The sequence below is a fragment of the Bifidobacterium mongoliense DSM 21395 genome (assembly GCF_000741285.1).
In the GTDB taxonomy this organism is placed as follows: Bacteria; Actinomycetota; Actinomycetes; order Actinomycetales; family Bifidobacteriaceae; genus Bifidobacterium; species Bifidobacterium mongoliense.
Genome location: NZ_JGZE01000004.1, coordinates 1 through 17480, shown reverse-complemented (window position 1 = coordinate 17480; position 17480 = coordinate 1). Strand labels below are relative to the sequence as shown.

Sequence of the window (17480 nt, the reverse complement as noted above, 5' to 3'; positions counted from 1 at the left end):
GGCGGACGCATGTGACAGGGACTGCGTTCGGCTAATCAAGGAACCGTCCCCACACCACCATGGATTTCGAATCCGCGTCCTCGTCACGATCCTGCGACATCGCGCTGAGTTCACGCGTGCGCACATGGATCTCATGGCGCCACATCCGTGCCTTCCTGGAGCGCTGGACCTCGGTGATGTCACCGTCGGCATCGGCCGCGAAGACACTGGACCCCGCTGGCGTCTGCAGGCGTTTGAGTTCACGCCGGAGTTGGCGGTTCTCCTCCTGCAGATCGAGGATCCGGGTGATGCCGGCGAGATTGACGCCGGCATCCTGGCTCAGATGCTGGGCATGAACAAGCCTGTCCAAATCCCTCAAGGAATACCGCCGCGCGCCGCCCTCGGTGCGTTGGGGCACAATCAGCCCGACCCGATCGTACTGGCGCAACGTCTGGGCGTGGATATCCGCGAGCTCGGCGGCACGCCCGACGCTGAACAGGGGCAGATCGATGTCGAAACCGACATCGTCCGCACCGTCGAGGTTGGCCCTCGATTGCACCAAAGCGACGGCGCACATCTCATAGAGCGCCCGTACCTGTCGTGTAACCCGCGGCATGTCGATCAGCGCTCCTGGGCAAGATCAGCGACAAAGTCCCCCGACTCCTCGTCGAATTCCTTCGCCTTTCGTTTCAGTGCGAGACCAGGACGCGAGGGGACCCGAATCTCGACACGACCGACGAGATCGGCGTCCCGGCCGGGCACGCCCTTGCCGTGGATGCGGATCTCATCACCGCTCGAAGAGCCCGAAGGCACACGGAAGACCACGGTTTCGCCGTCGAGGTCACGCGCTTCGACTTTGGCGCCCGCCACCGCCTGTCCCACCGTGACCGGCAGCGGCATGACGATATCGTCGCCGCTCATCGTGAACTTGGCATCGTCCTTGACGTGGATCGCCAGGAACATATCGCCGTTACGGCCCCCGTTACGGCCGGGCCGGCCCTTGCCCGCCAGGCGTATGCGCTGTCCGTCGTGCACGCCGGCCGGAATATGGGTACGGAACTGCCGTCCGTCGACCCGCAGGGAGACCGTCGCCCCTTTGACCGCCTGACGCAGAGTCAAGGTGATCTTGGAGTTGCGGTCCTCACCGCGCTCGGGTTGCGGCGGCTCACGGTATGAGTCGTTGCCCCGAGCCCCGGCGAAGGGGCCGCCCTGACCGGCGCCGCCGCCGAACATGGAGAAGATATCGTTCATGTTCGGCTGGCCACCGCTCGAGGAGAACCGAATGCGCGTACCGCCATCGGCCGACCCCGCACCCTGTCCGAATGCGTTGCCGAAGAGGTCGGAGAAGCCCGACGCGTCGAACCCACCGGCATGGGATCCGCCGGCGAATCGCGCCCCGCCCATGCCGAACTGGCGGATGGCGTCGTATTTACGACGCTCCTCCTTGTTGTTCAGCACATCGTAGGCCTCCGAGAGGTCCTTGAACTTCTCCTCGGCCTGCTTGGTCTTGTTGAGATCCGGATGATACTTACGGGCCAACTTGCGATAGGCCTTGGTGATATCGGCCTGGCTGGCATCCTTGGAGACACCCAGAACCTTGTAGAAGTCCTTGTTCAGCCATTCATTCTCAGCCATGTTGTGCCTCCTTTCCTAAGGCAGACGACATGTCGCGCCTGGGCGCGACTCAGTTCTTCGGTGATGCGACCACCACGCGCGCAGCCCTGATCACGCGGTCCCCGACCCGGTACCCGGCTTCGACCACGGTATCGACGGTCTCCTTGGTGGCCTCGGGGGCGGGCTTGTGCAGGACCGCCTCGTGCTTCGTCGGATCGAACTCCTCACCCGGTTCGCCGAACTTCTCGACGCCGAACTTCGCGAAGGCCTTGTCGATCTTCGCGGCGACGGCGTTGAAGGAATCGTCCAGCTCGCTGTGGGCACGGATGCGATCGATGTCGTCCAAGGCGGGCAACAGCGCGGTGAGCACGTCGGTGATGCCGTGTTCGCGGAAACGCTCCTGCTCCTTCTTGGACCGGTTACGGAAGTTGACGAATTCGGCACGCTCGCGCTGGAGCGCATCGAGGTACTCCGCCGCTTCCTTCTTGGCCTGGCCTAGCGGTGTGAGCGTCTCCTTCGAGGCGTCGCCGTGGGCATCTGCGCCGTCCGCATCCGAGGGACCCTGCTGCTGCTTCGGTTGTCCGTCGGCATGGTCATCCGACCCGGCATCAGCATGCGCAGCCTGTTCGGCACCTGCATCGGAGGCTTCCGAGGGCTTCGACGGTTTGCCCTGAGGCGATTCAGGGGCGGCCGATGCCGAGGCGTCGGCCGCAGCATCGTGCGGCGCGGCGTCCCCGGCATCCGGCAGATCATCCAGATAGTCGTTGGCATTGAACCCGGACATGATTACTGCTTGTCCTTGCCGTTGTCGGTGTCGTCATCCACAACCTCGGCATCGACGACATCGTCATCAGACGACGGGGCGGAGGTGGAACCGGCCGCTTCACCGGCGCCGGCCGCCGCACCTGCCGGCGCGGCGCCCTCGGCGCCCTGCTGGGCGTACAGCGCCTGACCGATCTTCTGGGCGGAGGTCATGAGCTCGCTCTGCGCGCTCTTGATCTTCTCGATGTCCTCGCCCTTCAGGGCTTCCTTCAGGGCGTTGACCTTGTCGGTCACCTCTTTCGAGACGTCGTCGGACAGCTTGTCCTTGTTGTCGCTCACCAGTTTTTCGGTCTGGTACGCGAAGGACTCGGCCTGGTTGCGGGTGTCGGTGTCCTCACGGCGCTGCTTGTCCTCAGCCTCGTGGGACTCGGCCTCCTTGACCATGCGATCGATCTCGTCCTTGGGCAGGCCCGAGCCCCCGGTGATGGTCATGGACTGTTCCTTGCCGGTGCCCTTGTCCTTGGCGCTGACGTGGACGATGCCGTTCGCGTCGATGTCGAAGGTGACCTCGACCTGAGGAACGCCACGAGGGGCGGGCGCGATGCCCGTCAGCTCGAAGGTGCCGAGCGGCTTGTTGTCACGGGCGAACTCACGCTCGCCTTGATACACCTGGATGAGCACTGAGGGCTGGTTGTCCTCGGCGGTCGAGAAGACCTCGGAGCGCTTCGTCGGAATGGCGGTGTTGCGGTCGATGAGCTTGGTCATGATGCCGCCCTTGGTCTCGATGCCCAGCGACAGCGGGGTGACGTCGATGAGCAGGACATCCTTACGGTCGCCCTTGATGACACCGGACTGCACCGCGGCGCCGACCGCGACGACCTCATCGGGGTTGACCGACTGGTTCGCTTCCTTGCCGCCGGTGAGTTCCTTCACCAGTTCCTTGACGGCGGGCATACGGGTCGAACCACCGACGAGCACGACGTGGTCGATGTCGCTCACGGAGATGCTGGCGTCGGACAGCACGTTGTTGAACGGCGTGCGGCAACGGCCCAGCAGATCGGAAGTCATCTCCTCGAAGTGGGCACGGGTGAGCGTCTCGTCGAGATGCACCGGAGTGCCGTCGGGGGTCATCGCCAGGTACTGCATGGAGATCTGGGTCGACGTGGAGCTGGACAGCTCCTTCTTGGCCTGTTCCGCCGCTTCCTTGAGCCGCTGCAGTGCGATCTTGTCCTTGGCCAGATCGATGCCGTACTTGTTCTTCACTTCACCGACGAGCCAGTCGATGACCTTCTGATCCCAGTCGTCGCCGCCGAGCTTGTTGTCGCCGTTGGTCGCCTGGACCTGAATGGTCGAGAATCCGTCGTCGTCCTTGCCGATCTCCAGCAGGGAGACATCGAAGGTGCCGCCACCGAGGTCGAAGACCAGGATGCGCTCGTCCTCCTTGCCCTTCTCAAGACCGTAGGCCAGAGCCGCGGCCGTGGGCTCGTTGATGATACGCAGCACGTTGAGCCCTGCGATCTTACCCGCGTCCTTGGTGGCCTGACGCTGTGCGTCGTTGAAGTACGCCGGGCAGGTGATCACCGCATCGGTGACGGGTTCGCCGAGATAGGACTCGGCATCCCTCTTGAGCTTGATCAGCACCTGCGCCGAAATCTCCTGGGGGGTCCACTTCTTGCCGTCGATGTCCACGGACCAATCCGTGCCCATATGCCGCTTCACGGAGCTGATCGTCCGATCGACGTTGGTGACCGCCTGACGCTTGGCCACTTCGCCGACGAGAATCTCCCCGGACTTGCTGAACGCCACGACCGACGGCGTCGTGCGAGCGCCCTCGGCGTTCACGATGACGGTCGGTTCACCGCCTTCCAGTGTGGCAATGCAGGAATTGGTAGTACCCAAATCAATACCGACTGCGCGTCCCATAACCATGATCTCCTTTGTTGTGTTGCTCTGTCGTTCCACTACGGTTCCGCTTGGCCCCCGGCCACGGACCTCGCGGTCCGCGTCCGTGCCCCAAGCGATATCCAAGCTTGCTTTCAAACTTGAGCCTACATCACTCAACTTTTAAAAGTCAAATATATTCCCGCCGTGTCGCATATTCCCCGCACCCGTGCGCATGGCGCCCCTCCGCCCCGCCCCGGCCCACAACCCGGTCCCGGGCTGGACGATTTCACGTGCCCCACACGGCACATGCCGCCGCGATGCGTGGGCATGATAGCGTTGTCGTGGCCGTGAAGCGTGGGGCTTCCGGCGTATGGCCGTTGTGTTCAGGAGGTGCCATGAAGGCAAGCATCAAGGACGTCGCCCTGCGCTCGGGAGTGTCCGTGTCCACTGTGTCGCGGACCTTGTCCAAACCGAATCTGGTGCTTCCCGAAACACGCGATACGGTCCTGGCCGCCGCCCGGGCGCTGGACTACCACGCTTCGAGATCAGCCGCTTCGCTCAAATCCGGCCAGACCATGCGCATCGCCCTCCTGAGCGGCAGTGCGGCTTCGACATGGTTCAACGCCAACGCCTTCGCCGGACTCGATTCGGTATTACATGACGCCGGCTACGACACATCGATCTTCACGATGGCCAATGTCGAGAAACGCCGCGAGTTCTTCGACCAGATGCCGGTCCTGCGCAACGCGGATGCGGTCGTCGTCAACTCCTTCGACATCGACTCACGCGAAGCGGTGCGCCTCAAGGCCGTCAACGTGCCGATCATCGGCCTCAACGTGCCGTCGAACGTGGGTTTCGACGCCGCGGTCAGCATCGACGACAGACGCGCCATGCGCATGGCCGTCGACCATCTTGCCGCAATCGGACACCGGAGAATCGCCTACGTCTACACGAAGGCCGACGACAGCACCGGCATGAGGTTCAGCGCCGAGACGCGTCTCCAGGGCTTCATGCAGGCCTGCGCGACGCATGAGGGGATGCGACCGGAACAGATCGCGATCGACACCGACGCCGACGCCGTCAACGCCGTTCTGGGATACCTCGATGCCACCGCCCCCGCACCCACCGCGCTGTGTTTGCAAAGCGATGGCATCGCACTCCCCGTGCTCTTCCGACTGCGGCAATACGGGCGGGACATCCCACGCGACCTCTCCGTCATCGGTTTCGACGATGTCCCGCTGGCCAAGGCGGTGGGTCTGACCACACTTGGCCAGGATCCCTACGCGCTCGGCCGCGCCGCGGCCGTACGAACGCTCGCCGCCATCAATGGCACGCCGCACGAACCGCGGTTCGCCACGCAACCCGTGCGGCTCATGCTGCGCGAGACCACGGCCGTGCCGCACACCGGTCGGTGAGGAACGCACGGCCGACCGTCTGCATTCCCCCCGCCCCGCTCACTGCCTGACGAGCACCCAGGCCGTCGCATCCTGAGGAAGGCGCCCATCCTGCAACGGCACGGACGACAGCACCACCTCACCCCCGGGGACTTCGACCGGCGTGCCGCCGAAGTTCGTCATACTCACCAACCGAGATCCAGGGTTCTTCGCATCGTCAGCCACGGTACGGGTATAGGCGATGACATCGGGCCCGGCCTCGACCATCCGGCACACCGCATCATCCGCCGACCCGAACAACGAGGCACGCAGGCCAAGGACGGTACGGTACAGGCCGAGCATCGAATCAGGATCGCGATCCTCGACGTTCACGGCATACCGGCCATACCACAGCGGTTGGGGCAGATGCGGCTCAGCCGCGGGAGCCCCGTCCCCCGTGCGACGAGCGGGAGAGAATCCGAAGGACGCCCCATGACCGAAATGCGCATTCCAGTCCGCGGGCTCCGGGGCATCGGCCGCATCCCACGGCAACGGCACACGGCAACCGTCACGGCCCTTCTCGGTGAAGCCGCCACGCGTGAAGCGTGCGGTCGGATCCTCGAGCCGGTTCCAGGGGATGTCCGGCACCTCGAACAGGCCGAGCTCCTCGCCCTGATAGACGTACATCGACCCGGGCAGACCGGCCTCCATGAGGATGGCCGCCCGCGCCCTGCGCTCACCGAGATCACGGTCCTCCGTGTACGTGGTGCCGTCGCGCAGGATCCAGTCCTTGGCGAGCTGATGATAGTTCGCCGCCGCCACCTGCGGCAGCCCGTAGCGTGAAGCGCTGCGCGGCACGTCGTGATTGTTCATCACCCAGGTGGTGGTCGACCCGTGCGTCTCCTGCGCCGATTCGAGGCCTTCCTCGATGGCGGTGCGGAAGGCGTCGGCGGTCCAGTCGGCCTTGGCGAATTCGAAGTTGAACACCTGGCCCAGTTCGTCCTGGGAGGCGTAACGATACTGATGCTCGGGCACCACCCAGGCCTCGCCGACGGCGAAACGGGGAGGCTGGTACTCGTTGAAGACCTTGCGCCACTCATGGTAGATCTCATGGACTTCGTCACGGTCCCACAGCGGATGCATGCCGTCATGGTTCATGACCTGATGCACCGGGTAGCGCCTGCCGAGCTCCTCAAGGGAGGCACCATGGAAGTCCTTCGCCAGGCCGTGAGCCACGTCGATGCGGAACCCGTCCGTGCCGTGGTCGCTCCAGAAACGGAAGGTGGCGTTGAATTCCTCGTGCACCTCGGGGTTGCGCCAGTTGAGATCGGGCTGCTGCACGGCGAAGATGTGCAAATACCACTGGCCGTCATCGACACGCTCCCATGCCGAGCCGCCGAAGAGGGAGAGCCAGTCGTTCGGCGGAAGCTCGCCATGCTCGCCGCGCCCCTCACGGAAGATGTAGCGATCACGGGCGGCGGAACCGCGCCCCGCGCGCAACGCCTCCTGGAACATGGCATGCCGGTCGGAGGTGTGATTCGGCACGATGTCGACCATGACCTTCATGCCGGCGCCATGCGCGGCATCCACCATGGCGTCGAAATCGTCCATGGTGCCGAGTCGCGGATCCACATTGCGATAATCGATGACATCGTATCCACCGTCGGCCAACTCCGATGGGTAGAACGGGGAAAGCCACAGGGCGTCGACGCCCAGGTCCTTCAGATACCCGATCTTGGACGTGATGCCCGCGATGTCGCCGAGCCCGTCGCCGTTCGCATCCTTGAAACTGCGCGGATACACCTGATAAACGACCGCTTGTTTCCACCAATCGGCCCGTTCGTTGTTTGCGGTCATGACTTCCTCTCCATGATGACGTTGCCACCCCGGACACCGCATCAACGTTTCACGGCGGGCGACCAGAACGATGACAACGATATCACCAGAGGAGCTCACTTGCTGTGTCGCCGCGTCGGGGCCCACCACGTGAGTCGGATACCGCCGCCAGTCACGGCATCAGGAGCCCCTATGCCGGCGCATGCCGCCAGCCGCCACCCGGAATCGAGCTAGAATGGTCGACGTCCCACCATCGGCCGTATCGTCAGGAGCGCCATGCAGATGCTGTCACCGGATTCCGGATTCATGCGAGGCCTGAACGGTCTCGTTGACGGTATATGGCTCAACGTCCTCATGTTGCTCACCAGCATTCCGATCATCACCATCGGCGCGACGTTGGCCGCCGGTCACGACACGGCCCGAAGGACACTACGGGGCGAGGGACACCTAACCAAGACCTATATGCGGTCCTTCAGGAACAACTTCCTTCAGTCCACGACGATATGGCTGTGTTTTGGCCCCACCCTCGTCGCGATCGCCTACACATGGGCAACGTGGCGCATTCTGCCCCTGCTGATCGCCCAATTCACCGTCAGCATCCTCTGGGCCATCGGCTTCGAGTGGGCATGGGCACTGCAGGCCCGGTTTTCGAATCCTGTCGGCCGTACACTCATCAATGCCTTCGTTTTCGGCATATCGCACGCCGGCACCACACTCATGCTCCTCATCATCGACGTGGCATTCGCCGCTCTGCTCGTCTGCTCATGGCTCTACATGCCGCAAGGACTGTTTCTTCTCGTCATACTGGGATACGGCTCGCTGCTGATGCTGCACGTCCCCCTCCTGGAGCGAGCGCTGGCTGAATACACCACAACAGGTCATTCACCGACCTCACCCGAAGGCCGTCGCTAGACTGCACCACGCCCGAGCGGTGCGTCCCGACACCGACCGACAATGAAACGGGTGTGGGTGCGTACGGCGACCACACAGATCGATCCCGCACACACCCACACCCGAATACACTGTTCTACCGCCACACGAACAGCCTCACCGCACCATCAGCACAGCAAGGCCGCTCCGACGAGCATCACTCGTGCGTGGCCGCATATTCCTTTGCCCAGCCATCGACATAGGCATTCTTCACTGCATCCCACTTGCCGGTGCCCTGCGCATACTCCAGCATGGCGTTGCCCAGGTTGTTCTTCCACTGCTCAGAGGGCATCATGGTGAAGTTCCACGACACCGGAATCTTCCCGGACTTCTGATCCTCTACCGCGGCCTCCACCAGGGGATTGTCGTTCTTGACGGACGAGAACGTCTTGAATGGCGCGGTGAAGCCCATCTCCTTGCTCAGTGCGTTCTTACCCGTATCCGAGGTGATCACCCACTTGAGGAAATCGGCGGTGGCCTTCTGATCCTTCTCGGAAGCCTTGGCGTTGATGCACCAGTAGTTCTCCGAACCGGTGGCCAGACCGCCGTTCTTCTCATCGGGCCCGCCGATGTAGATCGGCATCATGCTGATCTGATCCGCCTTCATGCCGGCCTTCTGCAGATCCGTCCAGGCCCAGGTGCCGTTCTGGTAGAACGCCGCCTGTCCGAGAGCGAACTCCGAATTCGCATCATCGGCCGTCTTTGAGCTCAACTGGCTGGGCGGGGTGGTGGAGTCGCGAAGATACAGATCGAAGATGTTCTTGAATTCCGGCAGATACGTGCCCTTGATCGTCGCGGGCTGGGTCGTGATCTTGTTCTCCCGCAGCTCGTAATACAACGGCAGATTCGCCAGATGGGTCTTGAACCGCCAATCCGAACTGGCATCGAAGCCCGCCGACGTGAACGCGCCCTTGATGCCCAGTTCGTCCTTGCGCGCCTGCATGTCATCGGCGACGGCCTTGAGCGCGGGGAAGGAATCGATGTCCTTGATCGCCTTCACCTTGGCTCCGGGCAACGCGACGTACTTGTTGAGAATATCCCGATTGTAGATCAGGCCATACGTCTCCATGGCGTAAGGCACACCGACGACCTTGCCCCCGTCCTTGAGCGCGATGTCGGGGTTCTGCAATTCCTTGTAGACATCCGTCGACTTCATGTCGGCGGTGTAGGTCTTCCAATTGGCGTAACCAACGGGGCCGTTCACCTGGAACAGCGTGGGAGCCGCCGTTTTCGCCATCTCGCTCTTCAGCTGCTGCTCATAGGTTCCCGACGCCGCTGTCTGCACATTGACCGGGACTCCGGTCTCCTTGGTGTACGCCTTGGCGAGACCCTTCCACTGATCGGCGGCTTCAGGTTTGAAATTCAGATAGTACACACTACCTTTGCCGCTATTCGAGCTCGCACCCCCACAGGCTGCAACACCCAACGACATGGCGGCCACGGCTACCAAAGCGATGGCCGATTTACATACGTGATTCATCGATGAACCTTCCCTTTCTCACCCGACGACGCCATCTGTCAACACCGACGTCTTCGGAAGAATAATCTAACTACATCTTCTATTATGCCCCGTAACGGCCCAAGCTGCAAACGATGGCAATACTAGGCCTTACCCATCGGCCCACGACAATTAGGGCCACAGGCGATGCAACCGGTTGCAATATCCTCGGCTCCGTACCGGCGATCACACGTTCCAGTGATCGATGACCCTATCGCCTTTGTACAGGCTCAGCACGCTGAAATGGGCCGTATCGAGCCGCAGGAGCTTGGCCACATGCGGGTCGACGCCAAGCCACTGCGTCGTGAGGATGCGCAGGATGTGGGCGTGGGCGACAAGCAGCACGCTCTCTCCCCCCTCGATGACGGGCAGCACGTCCTCCACGACGCCCCGGGCGCGCGCCGCCACCTCGTCGAGCGCCTCGCCGGCGGTGTTGCGCACCCGCACGGTCTCACCGGAGGGGAGCAGCTCATCATGCTCTCCCTCATATTCGTGCCCAAGCACCTGGGTGCCGTCACGCCACAAATCCCAATCCCCCTGCCAAGCCTCACTGATCTGCGTTCGGGTCCGGCCCTCCGCCCGACCGTAATCCCACTCCGCGATACCAGGACATGTCGCCGCCCCGGCGAATCCGGCGTACTGCGCGGTCTGCCGTGCACGCCGCAGCGGACTGGAGAACACACGCCCCTCGGCGAACCCCTCGGGGAACTCCCGACGTATGCGTGCGCCCGCCGCAACCGCCTGCCCTTGCCCGACAGCGGTCAGAGGGATATCCGTGCGACCCGTATGCTGGCCGGACACGCTCCACGCGGTCTGCCCGTGACGCAGCAGGACCAGGTATCCGGGATGCTGGGCATCATTGCCCGATGTGCTGAATGTAGCCATACCCACCACTGTAATACGTCTCCCGGTACGACCACGGCACGGCACCGGCGGTGTCATCGGGACACGGGCGGCAATGCTCAGGCCGATCACCCGTGGCGGTGCATATGTCCCGCAGCCCCTTCACGCGCAGCGCACATCAAACGGCGAACCACACGTTGAATTAGTATGGGCCTATGAATAAGCAGACGATGGACACCCAAGACGATGGCTTCGACGCCGGCGGCGATTGGTCGGCGAGCGCCGACGCACTGGTCCATAGGCTGGAGACGTTCAACGACAAGGTGACGGCTATGCAACAGGAACGTATCGACGACCCCGATACCGTGGGCGACAAGATCATCAGAATGGCGTTGCCCGCGATCGCCGGATTGGTGGCGGGCAAGATCTTCGAAACTATATGGAATGCCGGCGTCGCCCGTCATGGAGGCGTGAACAAGGAAACCGAAGAGGACTCACGCCGTCAGGGCCTCATGATGAGCCTGCTGTTCGCGGCGGTCTCGTCGGCGTTCGGCGCCGTGATTTCGCAGCTCTCGGATCGCGGATCACAGCATCTGGTGTCGCGGCTGCAACATCGCCGCGAAGCAAAGCAGCGCTGAGGCCGCCGGCACTCCTCGCACTGCCGTCACCGGGCGCGCAGGCTCAGCGCTCGGCGGTCGCCATACGCCATGGCGTCCGCATCCGCCGAGCGTGAACGCGTCGCGCGGATGCGCGCGAAGCGTTGTAGACCGACACTATGAACGAACACAGCACCAATACGGTCATCCACACCCTGCTCAACCGACGATCCATCCGACACTTCGCCCCCGAACCGATCGATCCCGATATCGTCGACCTGCTCGAACGCGCGGCCCAGCAGGCCGCATCCAGCCAGTTCCTCAACGACTGGTCCGCTATCCGCATCACCGATGACGGCCTGAAGCGGGCTCTGGCGGATATCGGCAACCAGGACTACATCGCCCAGGCGCCGTTGCTGTATGTCTTCGTGGTCGACGAACACCGCAATCTCGCGATAGCGCGTCATGCGGCCGACGGCGGCACCACTGCCGCTGCCGACTCTCCAACGCTCAACGTGAGCTACCGGTACATCCAGGGACAGAACGATGCGACGCTGGCCCTGCAGAGCATGGAAACCGCGGCCAATGCGCTCGGCTTGGGATGTGTGATCCTCGGATCCGTACTCAACGACGCCAATCGGCTCATCGATCTCCTGCATCTGCCGGAACTGACCTATCCGGTTCTCGCACTGGCCATCGGCAAACCCGCCGAATCACCGGCGCTCAAGCCTCGTATGCCACGACGCATGCAGTTCTTCGACAACGCGTACCCCGGCGACGACGCCACGATCCTGGAGTCTGTGGGCGAGTTCGACGCGACGTTGCATCACTACTACGACCTGCGTCACGCCGACCGCCCGGTCGGCCCATTCAGCGACCAGATCGCCAAGGCCTCCACGGATGAAGGCCCCCTGATCCGGCCGGTGGCCCCCATCGCCGCTCGGCAGGGCTTCGACCTCAGCCGTTGACCTTGCGCGGTCGGATACACGGCGGGTGCGGACGTACCGTTCGCCGGCGTGTATCCGGCCACCACGCGGCACGTGGATGGATGTTACCGGCGACGCGGTTTGAATCCACGTTTGCGCGAATGCGGCCTTCGTGAGCCCGTATGAGGGCCATTGGTCATCGGGGAGTTGGGGTCCCGGTGGGTCAGGTGCCAGGTGCCGCAGAAGCGGCATCGATACACCCACAAGGTGACCCCACGCTCGACAAGACTGTCCTCGGCGGCCTCGAGGGCTTTCGCCTTGTCGTGATACATGATCTTATCGGCGGCCGCACATCGTCGGGGGACAAAGAAGTGCGCCACGATATCAGGGCAGATCGTTGCCCGCGGCAACGTACAGGTCATACCATTCCTGTGCGGTGATGTGCACATCGGTTCCCGCTGCCATATCGGCGATGCGGCTGGGCGTCATGGAACCGAGCAACACCTGCATGTGCGCCGGATGACGCAGGATCCATGCCACGGCGACGGCGCTCTTGGAGACGCCATAATGCTGGGCGACGGCATCCAGCGCCGCATTGAGCTCAGGGAACTTCGGGTTGTCGAGGAAGACACCGTCAAAGAACCCGAATTGGAACGGGCTCCACGCCTGGATGGTCATATGATGCAACCGCGAATAAGCAAGCAACCCACCATCGTGGTCGATGCTCGGCGCGCTGTTCATATTCACGTGGAATTCCTGGTCCAGCATACCCGTGTGCCCCAGGCCGAACTGCAACTGGTTGATCTCGAGTTTCTGGGACAGAGCGCTCTGCAGGAGATCCACCTGCATGGGGTTCACATTGCTGACACCGAAATGCAGAACCTTGCCGTCGCGTTCCAACTCATCGAAGGCGCTGGCGAGGTCGGGCAGATCCACCAAGGTGTCCGGGCGGTGCAGCAATAGGAAATCGACATGGTCCGTCTGCAGACGGCGCAGCTCACCATCCACGGCCTCGAGAATGTGTTTGCTCGAAAAATCGTAGCGGGTGATGGTGCCGGTGCCGGGATGCTGGTAGATGCCGACCTTCGTCTGCAACAGCACGCGGTCGCGGGCGATGTCACCGTCCTTGAGGGCCTGGCCGAGACGTTCCGAGCTGTCGCCGGCGGCATAGCAGTCGGCCGTATCGAAGAAGGTGATGCCATGGTCGACGGCGGTGCCGACGATGGCGGCCGCCTCTCGTGCGCTCTTCGTGTTGATGCGCATCACACCAAGCGCCACATTCGGCGCGATGACTCCGCTGGAGCCGAGTTCGTTGTATTCCAAGGATCCTCCTTATTGGCCACGCCTGACGCGGTATACGGCTCGTGGCCGTCCGCGCGGCATGATTGCAGTATGGTTGCAGGCACCAGCTTAGCCACTGACCGGGTATATCCACGCGGTGTTCGTCGCCGGCGTTCGCCTAGGCACCCTGGGGAACGGGGATAATAACGGTGTTGTGGGACGGAACCACATACGTATTCCCCATTGAATCCGACGTTTTATGGGTGGTGTGGTGGTTTGTGGTGTGTTCATGGCAGGCCCGCCGTGCAACGGTCCGTGCGCCGCGTGCGGATGGCGATGCCATGCGGCATACCCCCGGATATACGAATGGATCCCGACGGGCATCCAAGCCCGCCGGGATCCATCCAACGTGTAATGCGGCGGCGCGCTACTCTCCCACACCCTGTCGAGTGCAGTACCATCGCCGTGCTGGGTCTTAGCTTCCGGGTTCGGAATGGGACCGGGCGTCTCCCCCAGGCTCTGACCGCCGCAAATCTTGAATTATCGGGCCGACCAACCAACCGTCGGACCGGAAGGTGGTGGTTCGGGGACCGGAGAGTGGACGCGCGCATATATGACTTTGAATCGTTGAGTGACCACCAAGCGCTATCATCGCCTGGAAACCAACCATTATGAACCATTACGGACCCCCTCCCGAAGAAAGGGATTGTATGATTGCCTTTCGACCATTAGTACCGGTCAGCTCCACCCCTCACGGGGCTTCCACGTCCGGCCTATCAACCATGTGTTCTGCATGGGGTCTACAGGGACTCGAAGGTCCCACGGAATACTGATCTCGGAGCAGGCTTCCCGCTTAGATGCTTTCAGCGGTTATCCCTTCCGAACGTAGCCAACCGGCCGTGCCACTGGCGTGACAACCGGCAAACCAGAGGTTCGTCCACCCAGGTCCTCTCGTACTATGGGCAGGTCTCCTCAATATTCCAACGAGCGCAGAGGATAGAGACCAAACTGTCTCACGACGTTCTGAACCCAGCTCGCGTGCCGCTTTAATCGGCGAACGGCCGAACCCTTGGGACCTGCTACAGCCCCAGGATGCGACGAGCCGACATCGAGGTGCCAAACCATCCCGTCGATATGGACTCTTGGGAATGATCAGCCTGTTATCCCCGGGGTACCTTTTATCCGTTGAGCGATGCCGCATCCGTATGCCGGCACCGGATCACTATTTCCGACTTTCGTCCCTGCTCGACCCGTCAGTCTCACAGTCAAGCTCCCTTGTGCAATTACACTCAACACCCGATTGCCAACCGGGCTGAGGGAACCTTTGAGCGCCTCCGTTACTCTTTAGGAGGCAACCGCCCCAGTTAAACTACCCGCCAGGCAATGTCCCTGACACGGATCACGTGTCGAGGTTAGACGTCAAATATGGACAGAGCGGTATTTCACTTGATGACTCCACAACGGCTGGCGCCGCTGCTTCGAAGTCTCCCGCCTATGCTACACAGTCCACACCTAACGACAATACCAAGGTATAGTAAAGGTCCCGGGGTCTTTTCGTCCTTCTGCGCTTAACGAGCATCTTTACTCGTACTGCAATTTCGCCGAGCTCCTGGTCGAGACAGTGGGGAAGTCGTTACGCCATTCGTGCAGGTCGGAACTTACCCGACAAGGAATTTCGCTACCTTAGGATGGTTATAGTTACCACCGCCGTTTACCGGGGCTTGAATTCACCGCTTCGCCGAAGCTGACGGATCCTCTTAACCTTCCGGCACCGGGCAGGCGTCAGTGCATATACAGCGACTTTCGTCTTCGCATGCACCTGTGTTTTTGGTAAACAGTCGCTACCCCCTGGTTTCTGCCACCCGCCGCAGCTCGCCCCGTGAAGGGGTCCACCGCAACGGGTCTCCCTTATGCCGAAGGCACGGGAGTGATTTGCCGAGTTCCTTGACCAGGATTCGCTCGATCGCTTTGGTATTCTCTACCTGACCACCTGTGTCGGTTTGGGGTACGGGCGACTGACACCCTCGCACCGAAGCTTTTCTTGGCAGCTGGGATCACCGGATTCGGGCCATACGGCCCCCATCGTCACACCTCACCCTCATGCCCCGCGGATTTGCCTACGGGACGGGCTGCGTGCTTGACCACGGAAAACCACCTCCGCGGCCGGCTACCCCTCTGCGTCACTCCTGTGCTGTCCTACTACCCGGATCGGTCCCAACGGGCCGGAATCCGGCATCCCGAAGGACGCCATCAACCGGACCGGAGGTTAGTACTCCGAGCCTCGGATCTGTCGGTTGCCAATCGGTGGGAGAATATCAACTCCCTCATCCATTCGACTACGCCTGTCGGCCTCGCCTTAGGACCCGACTAACCCGGGGACGTTGAACGTGGCCCCGGAACCCTTAGTCATCCAGCGGACGGGATTGTAACCCGTCTTTCGCTACTCATGTCTGCATTCTCGCTTCCAAACGGTCCACGGCAGGCTTACGCCGCCGCTTCGCCCCGGATGGAACGCTCTCCTACCCAGTGTCCATAAGGACACTGCCGCGTCTTCGGTGGTGTGCTTGAGCCCCGCTACATTGTCGGCGCGGAACCACTAGACCAGTGAGCTGTTACGCACTCTTTCAAGGATGGCTGCTTCTGAGCCAACCTCCTGGCTGTCTATGCGACTCCACATCCTTTCCCACTTAGCACACGCTTAGGGACCTTAGACGACGATCTGGGCTGTTTCCCTTTTGACGACGGAGCTTATCCCCCGCCGACTCACTGCCGCGGTAAACCTCACAGGTATTCGGAGTTTGGTTGCTGTCGGTATCCTATACGGACCCTCAAGCATCCAGTAGCTCTACCCCCTGGAGGCAATGACGCGACGCTGCACCTAAATGCATTTCGGAGAGAACCAGCTATCACGGAATTTGATTGGCCTTTCACCCCTAACCCCAAGTCATCCCCTCAGTTTTCAACCTAAGTGGGTTCGGTCCTCCACGCGGTCTTACCCACGCTTCAACCTGCTCAGGGCTAGATCATCCCGCTTCGGGTCCAGGACACGCGACTAAACGCCTTTTAAGACTCGCTTTCGCTACGGCTCCCCCACTCGGGTTAGCCTCGCCACATGCCACTGACTCGCAGACTCATTTTTCGATAGGCACGCCGTCACCCCGAAGGGCTCCGACGGTTCGTAAGCGCATGGTTTCAGAAACTATTTCACTCCCCTCCCGGGGTACTTTTCACCTTTCCCTCACGGTACTCGTTCGCTATCGGTCAGACAGGTATATTTAGGCTTACCCAACGGTCTGGGCGGATTCACACGGGATTTCTCGAGTCCCGTGCTACTTGGGAGAAACGATCGGAAGGCAGCGCGATTACGGCTACGGGGCCATCACCCTCTACGGCCCGGCATTCAATCCGGTTCGCCTCGCACGCTGCTTTATGACTTCCGCCGACCCCGTCAGAGGCCGGACACGTTTTCCCACGACACCGGACGCGCAACGCCTGACGGCTATCACACGCGGCCGGTTTAGCCTGTTCCGCTTTCGCTCGCCACTACTCACGGAATATCTTTTCCTGCAGGTACTGAGATGTTTCACTTCCCTGCGTACCCCCCGCACGAATGCGGTGCCGGCCCATGACGGCCGGCGGGTTGCCCCATTCGGAAATCCTCGGATCAAAGCCCTGTTGGCGGCTCACCGAGACTTATCGCAGCCTCATACGTCCTTCTTCGGTACTGTCTGCCAAGGCATCCACCATACGCCCTTGCAAGCAACGCATACCCATGGGGTATCCATGCCGCAAGATCCATAATCCTAGCTTATTCCCAGACAACAAATCATCACACTATAATGATCACAAAACGATCGATCGACTCCAAATACAAGAGTCGGTCTGAAATTGTCATATATAAAGCAAGAAGACTTCACGTCTTCCTGCTCGCGTCCACTATCCAGTTCTCAACCACCAC

The 17480-nt window shown here is 61.8% G+C and carries 13 protein-coding genes and 2 rRNA genes; 4 read left to right on the top strand and 11 right to left on the bottom strand.

Going from position 1 to position 17480, the window contains the following annotated elements; genetic code table 11:
- Window positions 1-31 precede the first annotated feature (31 nt).
- Genes BMON_RS02530 through dnaK form a run of 4 tightly spaced genes read right to left on the bottom strand, consistent with a single transcriptional unit; the run spans window position 32 to window position 4278 of the window.
- Window positions 32-595 carry a heat shock protein transcriptional repressor HspR gene (locus BMON_RS02530; RefSeq protein WP_033513075.1) on the bottom strand — a complete coding sequence of 188 codons (564 nt, stop codon included), beginning with the start codon at window positions 593-595 and terminating at the stop codon, window positions 32-34.
- A 5-nt stretch (window positions 596-600) separates the two neighbouring features.
- Window positions 601-1614 (bottom strand): DnaJ C-terminal domain-containing protein, encoded by a 1014-nt coding sequence (locus BMON_RS02525; RefSeq protein WP_033513077.1) that lies wholly within the window; start codon window positions 1612-1614, stop codon window positions 601-603.
- A 49-nt stretch (window positions 1615-1663) separates the two neighbouring features.
- Window positions 1664-2377 (bottom strand): nucleotide exchange factor GrpE, encoded by a 714-nt coding sequence (grpE, locus tag BMON_RS02520; protein WP_033513078.1) that lies wholly within the window; start codon window positions 2375-2377, stop codon window positions 1664-1666.
- Window positions 2378-2379: 2 nt separating this feature from the next.
- On the bottom strand, window positions 2380-4278 hold the full coding sequence (gene dnaK, locus BMON_RS02515) for a molecular chaperone DnaK (protein WP_033513080.1): 1899 nt from the start codon (window positions 4276-4278) through the stop codon (window positions 2380-2382).
- A gap of 356 nt (window positions 4279-4634) precedes the next feature.
- Between dnaK and BMON_RS02510 the strand changes: the two genes are divergently transcribed.
- Window positions 4635-5654: a LacI family DNA-binding transcriptional regulator gene (locus tag BMON_RS02510; RefSeq protein WP_033513082.1), complete on the top strand. Its 1020-nt coding sequence runs from the start codon at window positions 4635-4637 to the stop codon at window positions 5652-5654.
- Window positions 5655-5693: 39 nt separating this feature from the next.
- On the opposite strand, the gene BMON_RS02505 is transcribed toward BMON_RS02510, so the two are convergent.
- Window positions 5694-7469, bottom strand: coding sequence for a glycoside hydrolase family 13 protein (locus tag BMON_RS02505; RefSeq protein ID WP_033513084.1), 1776 nt, complete (start codon window positions 7467-7469; stop codon window positions 5694-5696).
- A 255-nt stretch (window positions 7470-7724) separates the two neighbouring features.
- Here BMON_RS02505 and BMON_RS02500 point away from each other — a divergent pair, with 255 nt between their 5' ends.
- On the top strand, window positions 7725-8360 hold the full coding sequence (locus BMON_RS02500) for a YesL family protein (RefSeq protein WP_033513086.1): 636 nt from the start codon (window positions 7725-7727) through the stop codon (window positions 8358-8360).
- A gap of 175 nt (window positions 8361-8535) precedes the next feature.
- Here the strand turns inward: BMON_RS02500 and BMON_RS02495 are convergent, their stop codons facing one another.
- Entirely contained in the window at window positions 8536-9858 is a 1323-nt protein-coding gene (locus tag BMON_RS02495; RefSeq protein ID WP_033513087.1) for an ABC transporter substrate-binding protein, read from the bottom strand.
- Window positions 9859-10062: 204 nt separating this feature from the next.
- On the bottom strand, window positions 10063-10761 hold the full coding sequence (locus tag BMON_RS02490; protein WP_033513088.1) for a histidine phosphatase family protein: 699 nt from the start codon (window positions 10759-10761) through the stop codon (window positions 10063-10065).
- Between the two features lie 173 nt (window positions 10762-10934).
- Between BMON_RS02490 and BMON_RS02485 the strand changes: the two genes are divergently transcribed.
- Window positions 10935-11357: a DUF4235 domain-containing protein gene (locus BMON_RS02485; protein ID WP_051917803.1), complete on the top strand. Its 423-nt coding sequence runs from the start codon at window positions 10935-10937 to the stop codon at window positions 11355-11357.
- Window positions 11358-11494: 137 nt separating this feature from the next.
- Entirely contained in the window at window positions 11495-12283 is a 789-nt protein-coding gene (locus BMON_RS02480) for a nitroreductase family protein (RefSeq protein ID WP_033513089.1), read from the top strand.
- Between the two features lie 83 nt (window positions 12284-12366).
- Here BMON_RS02480 and BMON_RS10320 read toward each other — a convergent pair whose 3' ends face one another.
- From BMON_RS10320 to BMON_RS02460, 4 genes are all read right to left on the bottom strand, one after another.
- On the bottom strand, window positions 12367-12573 hold the full coding sequence (locus BMON_RS10320; RefSeq protein WP_081882807.1) for a hypothetical protein: 207 nt from the start codon (window positions 12571-12573) through the stop codon (window positions 12367-12369).
- 52 nt (window positions 12574-12625) lie between these two features.
- The gene (locus tag BMON_RS02470) at window positions 12626-13564 is read right to left on the bottom strand and encodes an aldo/keto reductase (protein ID WP_033513091.1); all 939 of its coding nucleotides are present in this window, start codon (window positions 13562-13564) and stop codon (window positions 12626-12628) included.
- Between the two features lie 372 nt (window positions 13565-13936).
- Window positions 13937-14053, bottom strand: a 5S ribosomal RNA gene (gene rrf, locus BMON_RS02465).
- A gap of 177 nt (window positions 14054-14230) precedes the next feature.
- Window positions 14231-17290, bottom strand: a 23S ribosomal RNA gene (locus tag BMON_RS02460).
- Window positions 17291-17480 lie beyond the last annotated feature (190 nt).

Excerpts from the sequence above, each read along its gene's own strand:
- BMON_RS10320 (WP_081882807.1), bottom strand. The coding sequence starts at position 12,573 with ATGTATCACGACAAGGCGAAAGCCCTCGAGGCCGCCGAGGACAGTCTT.
- BMON_RS02500 (WP_033513086.1), top strand. The coding sequence starts at position 7,725 with ATGCAGATGCTGTCACCGGATTCCGGATTCATGCGAGGCCTGAACGGT.
- BMON_RS02495 (WP_033513087.1), bottom strand. The coding sequence starts at position 9,858 with ATGAATCACGTATGTAAATCGGCCATCGCTTTGGTAGCCGTGGCCGCC.
- BMON_RS02480 (WP_033513089.1), top strand. The coding sequence starts at position 11,495 with ATGAACGAACACAGCACCAATACGGTCATCCACACCCTGCTCAACCGA.
- BMON_RS02485 (WP_051917803.1), top strand. The coding sequence starts at position 10,935 with ATGAATAAGCAGACGATGGACACCCAAGACGATGGCTTCGACGCCGGC.
- BMON_RS02530 (WP_033513075.1), bottom strand. The coding sequence starts at position 595 with ATGCCGCGGGTTACACGACAGGTACGGGCGCTCTATGAGATGTGCGCC.
- grpE (WP_033513078.1), bottom strand. The coding sequence starts at position 2,377 with ATGTCCGGGTTCAATGCCAACGACTATCTGGATGATCTGCCGGATGCC.
- dnaK (WP_033513080.1), bottom strand. The coding sequence starts at position 4,278 with ATGGGACGCGCAGTCGGTATTGATTTGGGTACTACCAATTCCTGCATT.
- BMON_RS02525 (WP_033513077.1), bottom strand. The coding sequence starts at position 1,614 with ATGGCTGAGAATGAATGGCTGAACAAGGACTTCTACAAGGTTCTGGGT.
- BMON_RS02510 (WP_033513082.1), top strand. The coding sequence starts at position 4,635 with ATGAAGGCAAGCATCAAGGACGTCGCCCTGCGCTCGGGAGTGTCCGTG.
- BMON_RS02505 (WP_033513084.1), bottom strand. The coding sequence starts at position 7,469 with ATGACCGCAAACAACGAACGGGCCGATTGGTGGAAACAAGCGGTCGTT.
- BMON_RS02490 (WP_033513088.1), bottom strand. The coding sequence starts at position 10,761 with ATGGCTACATTCAGCACATCGGGCAATGATGCCCAGCATCCCGGATAC.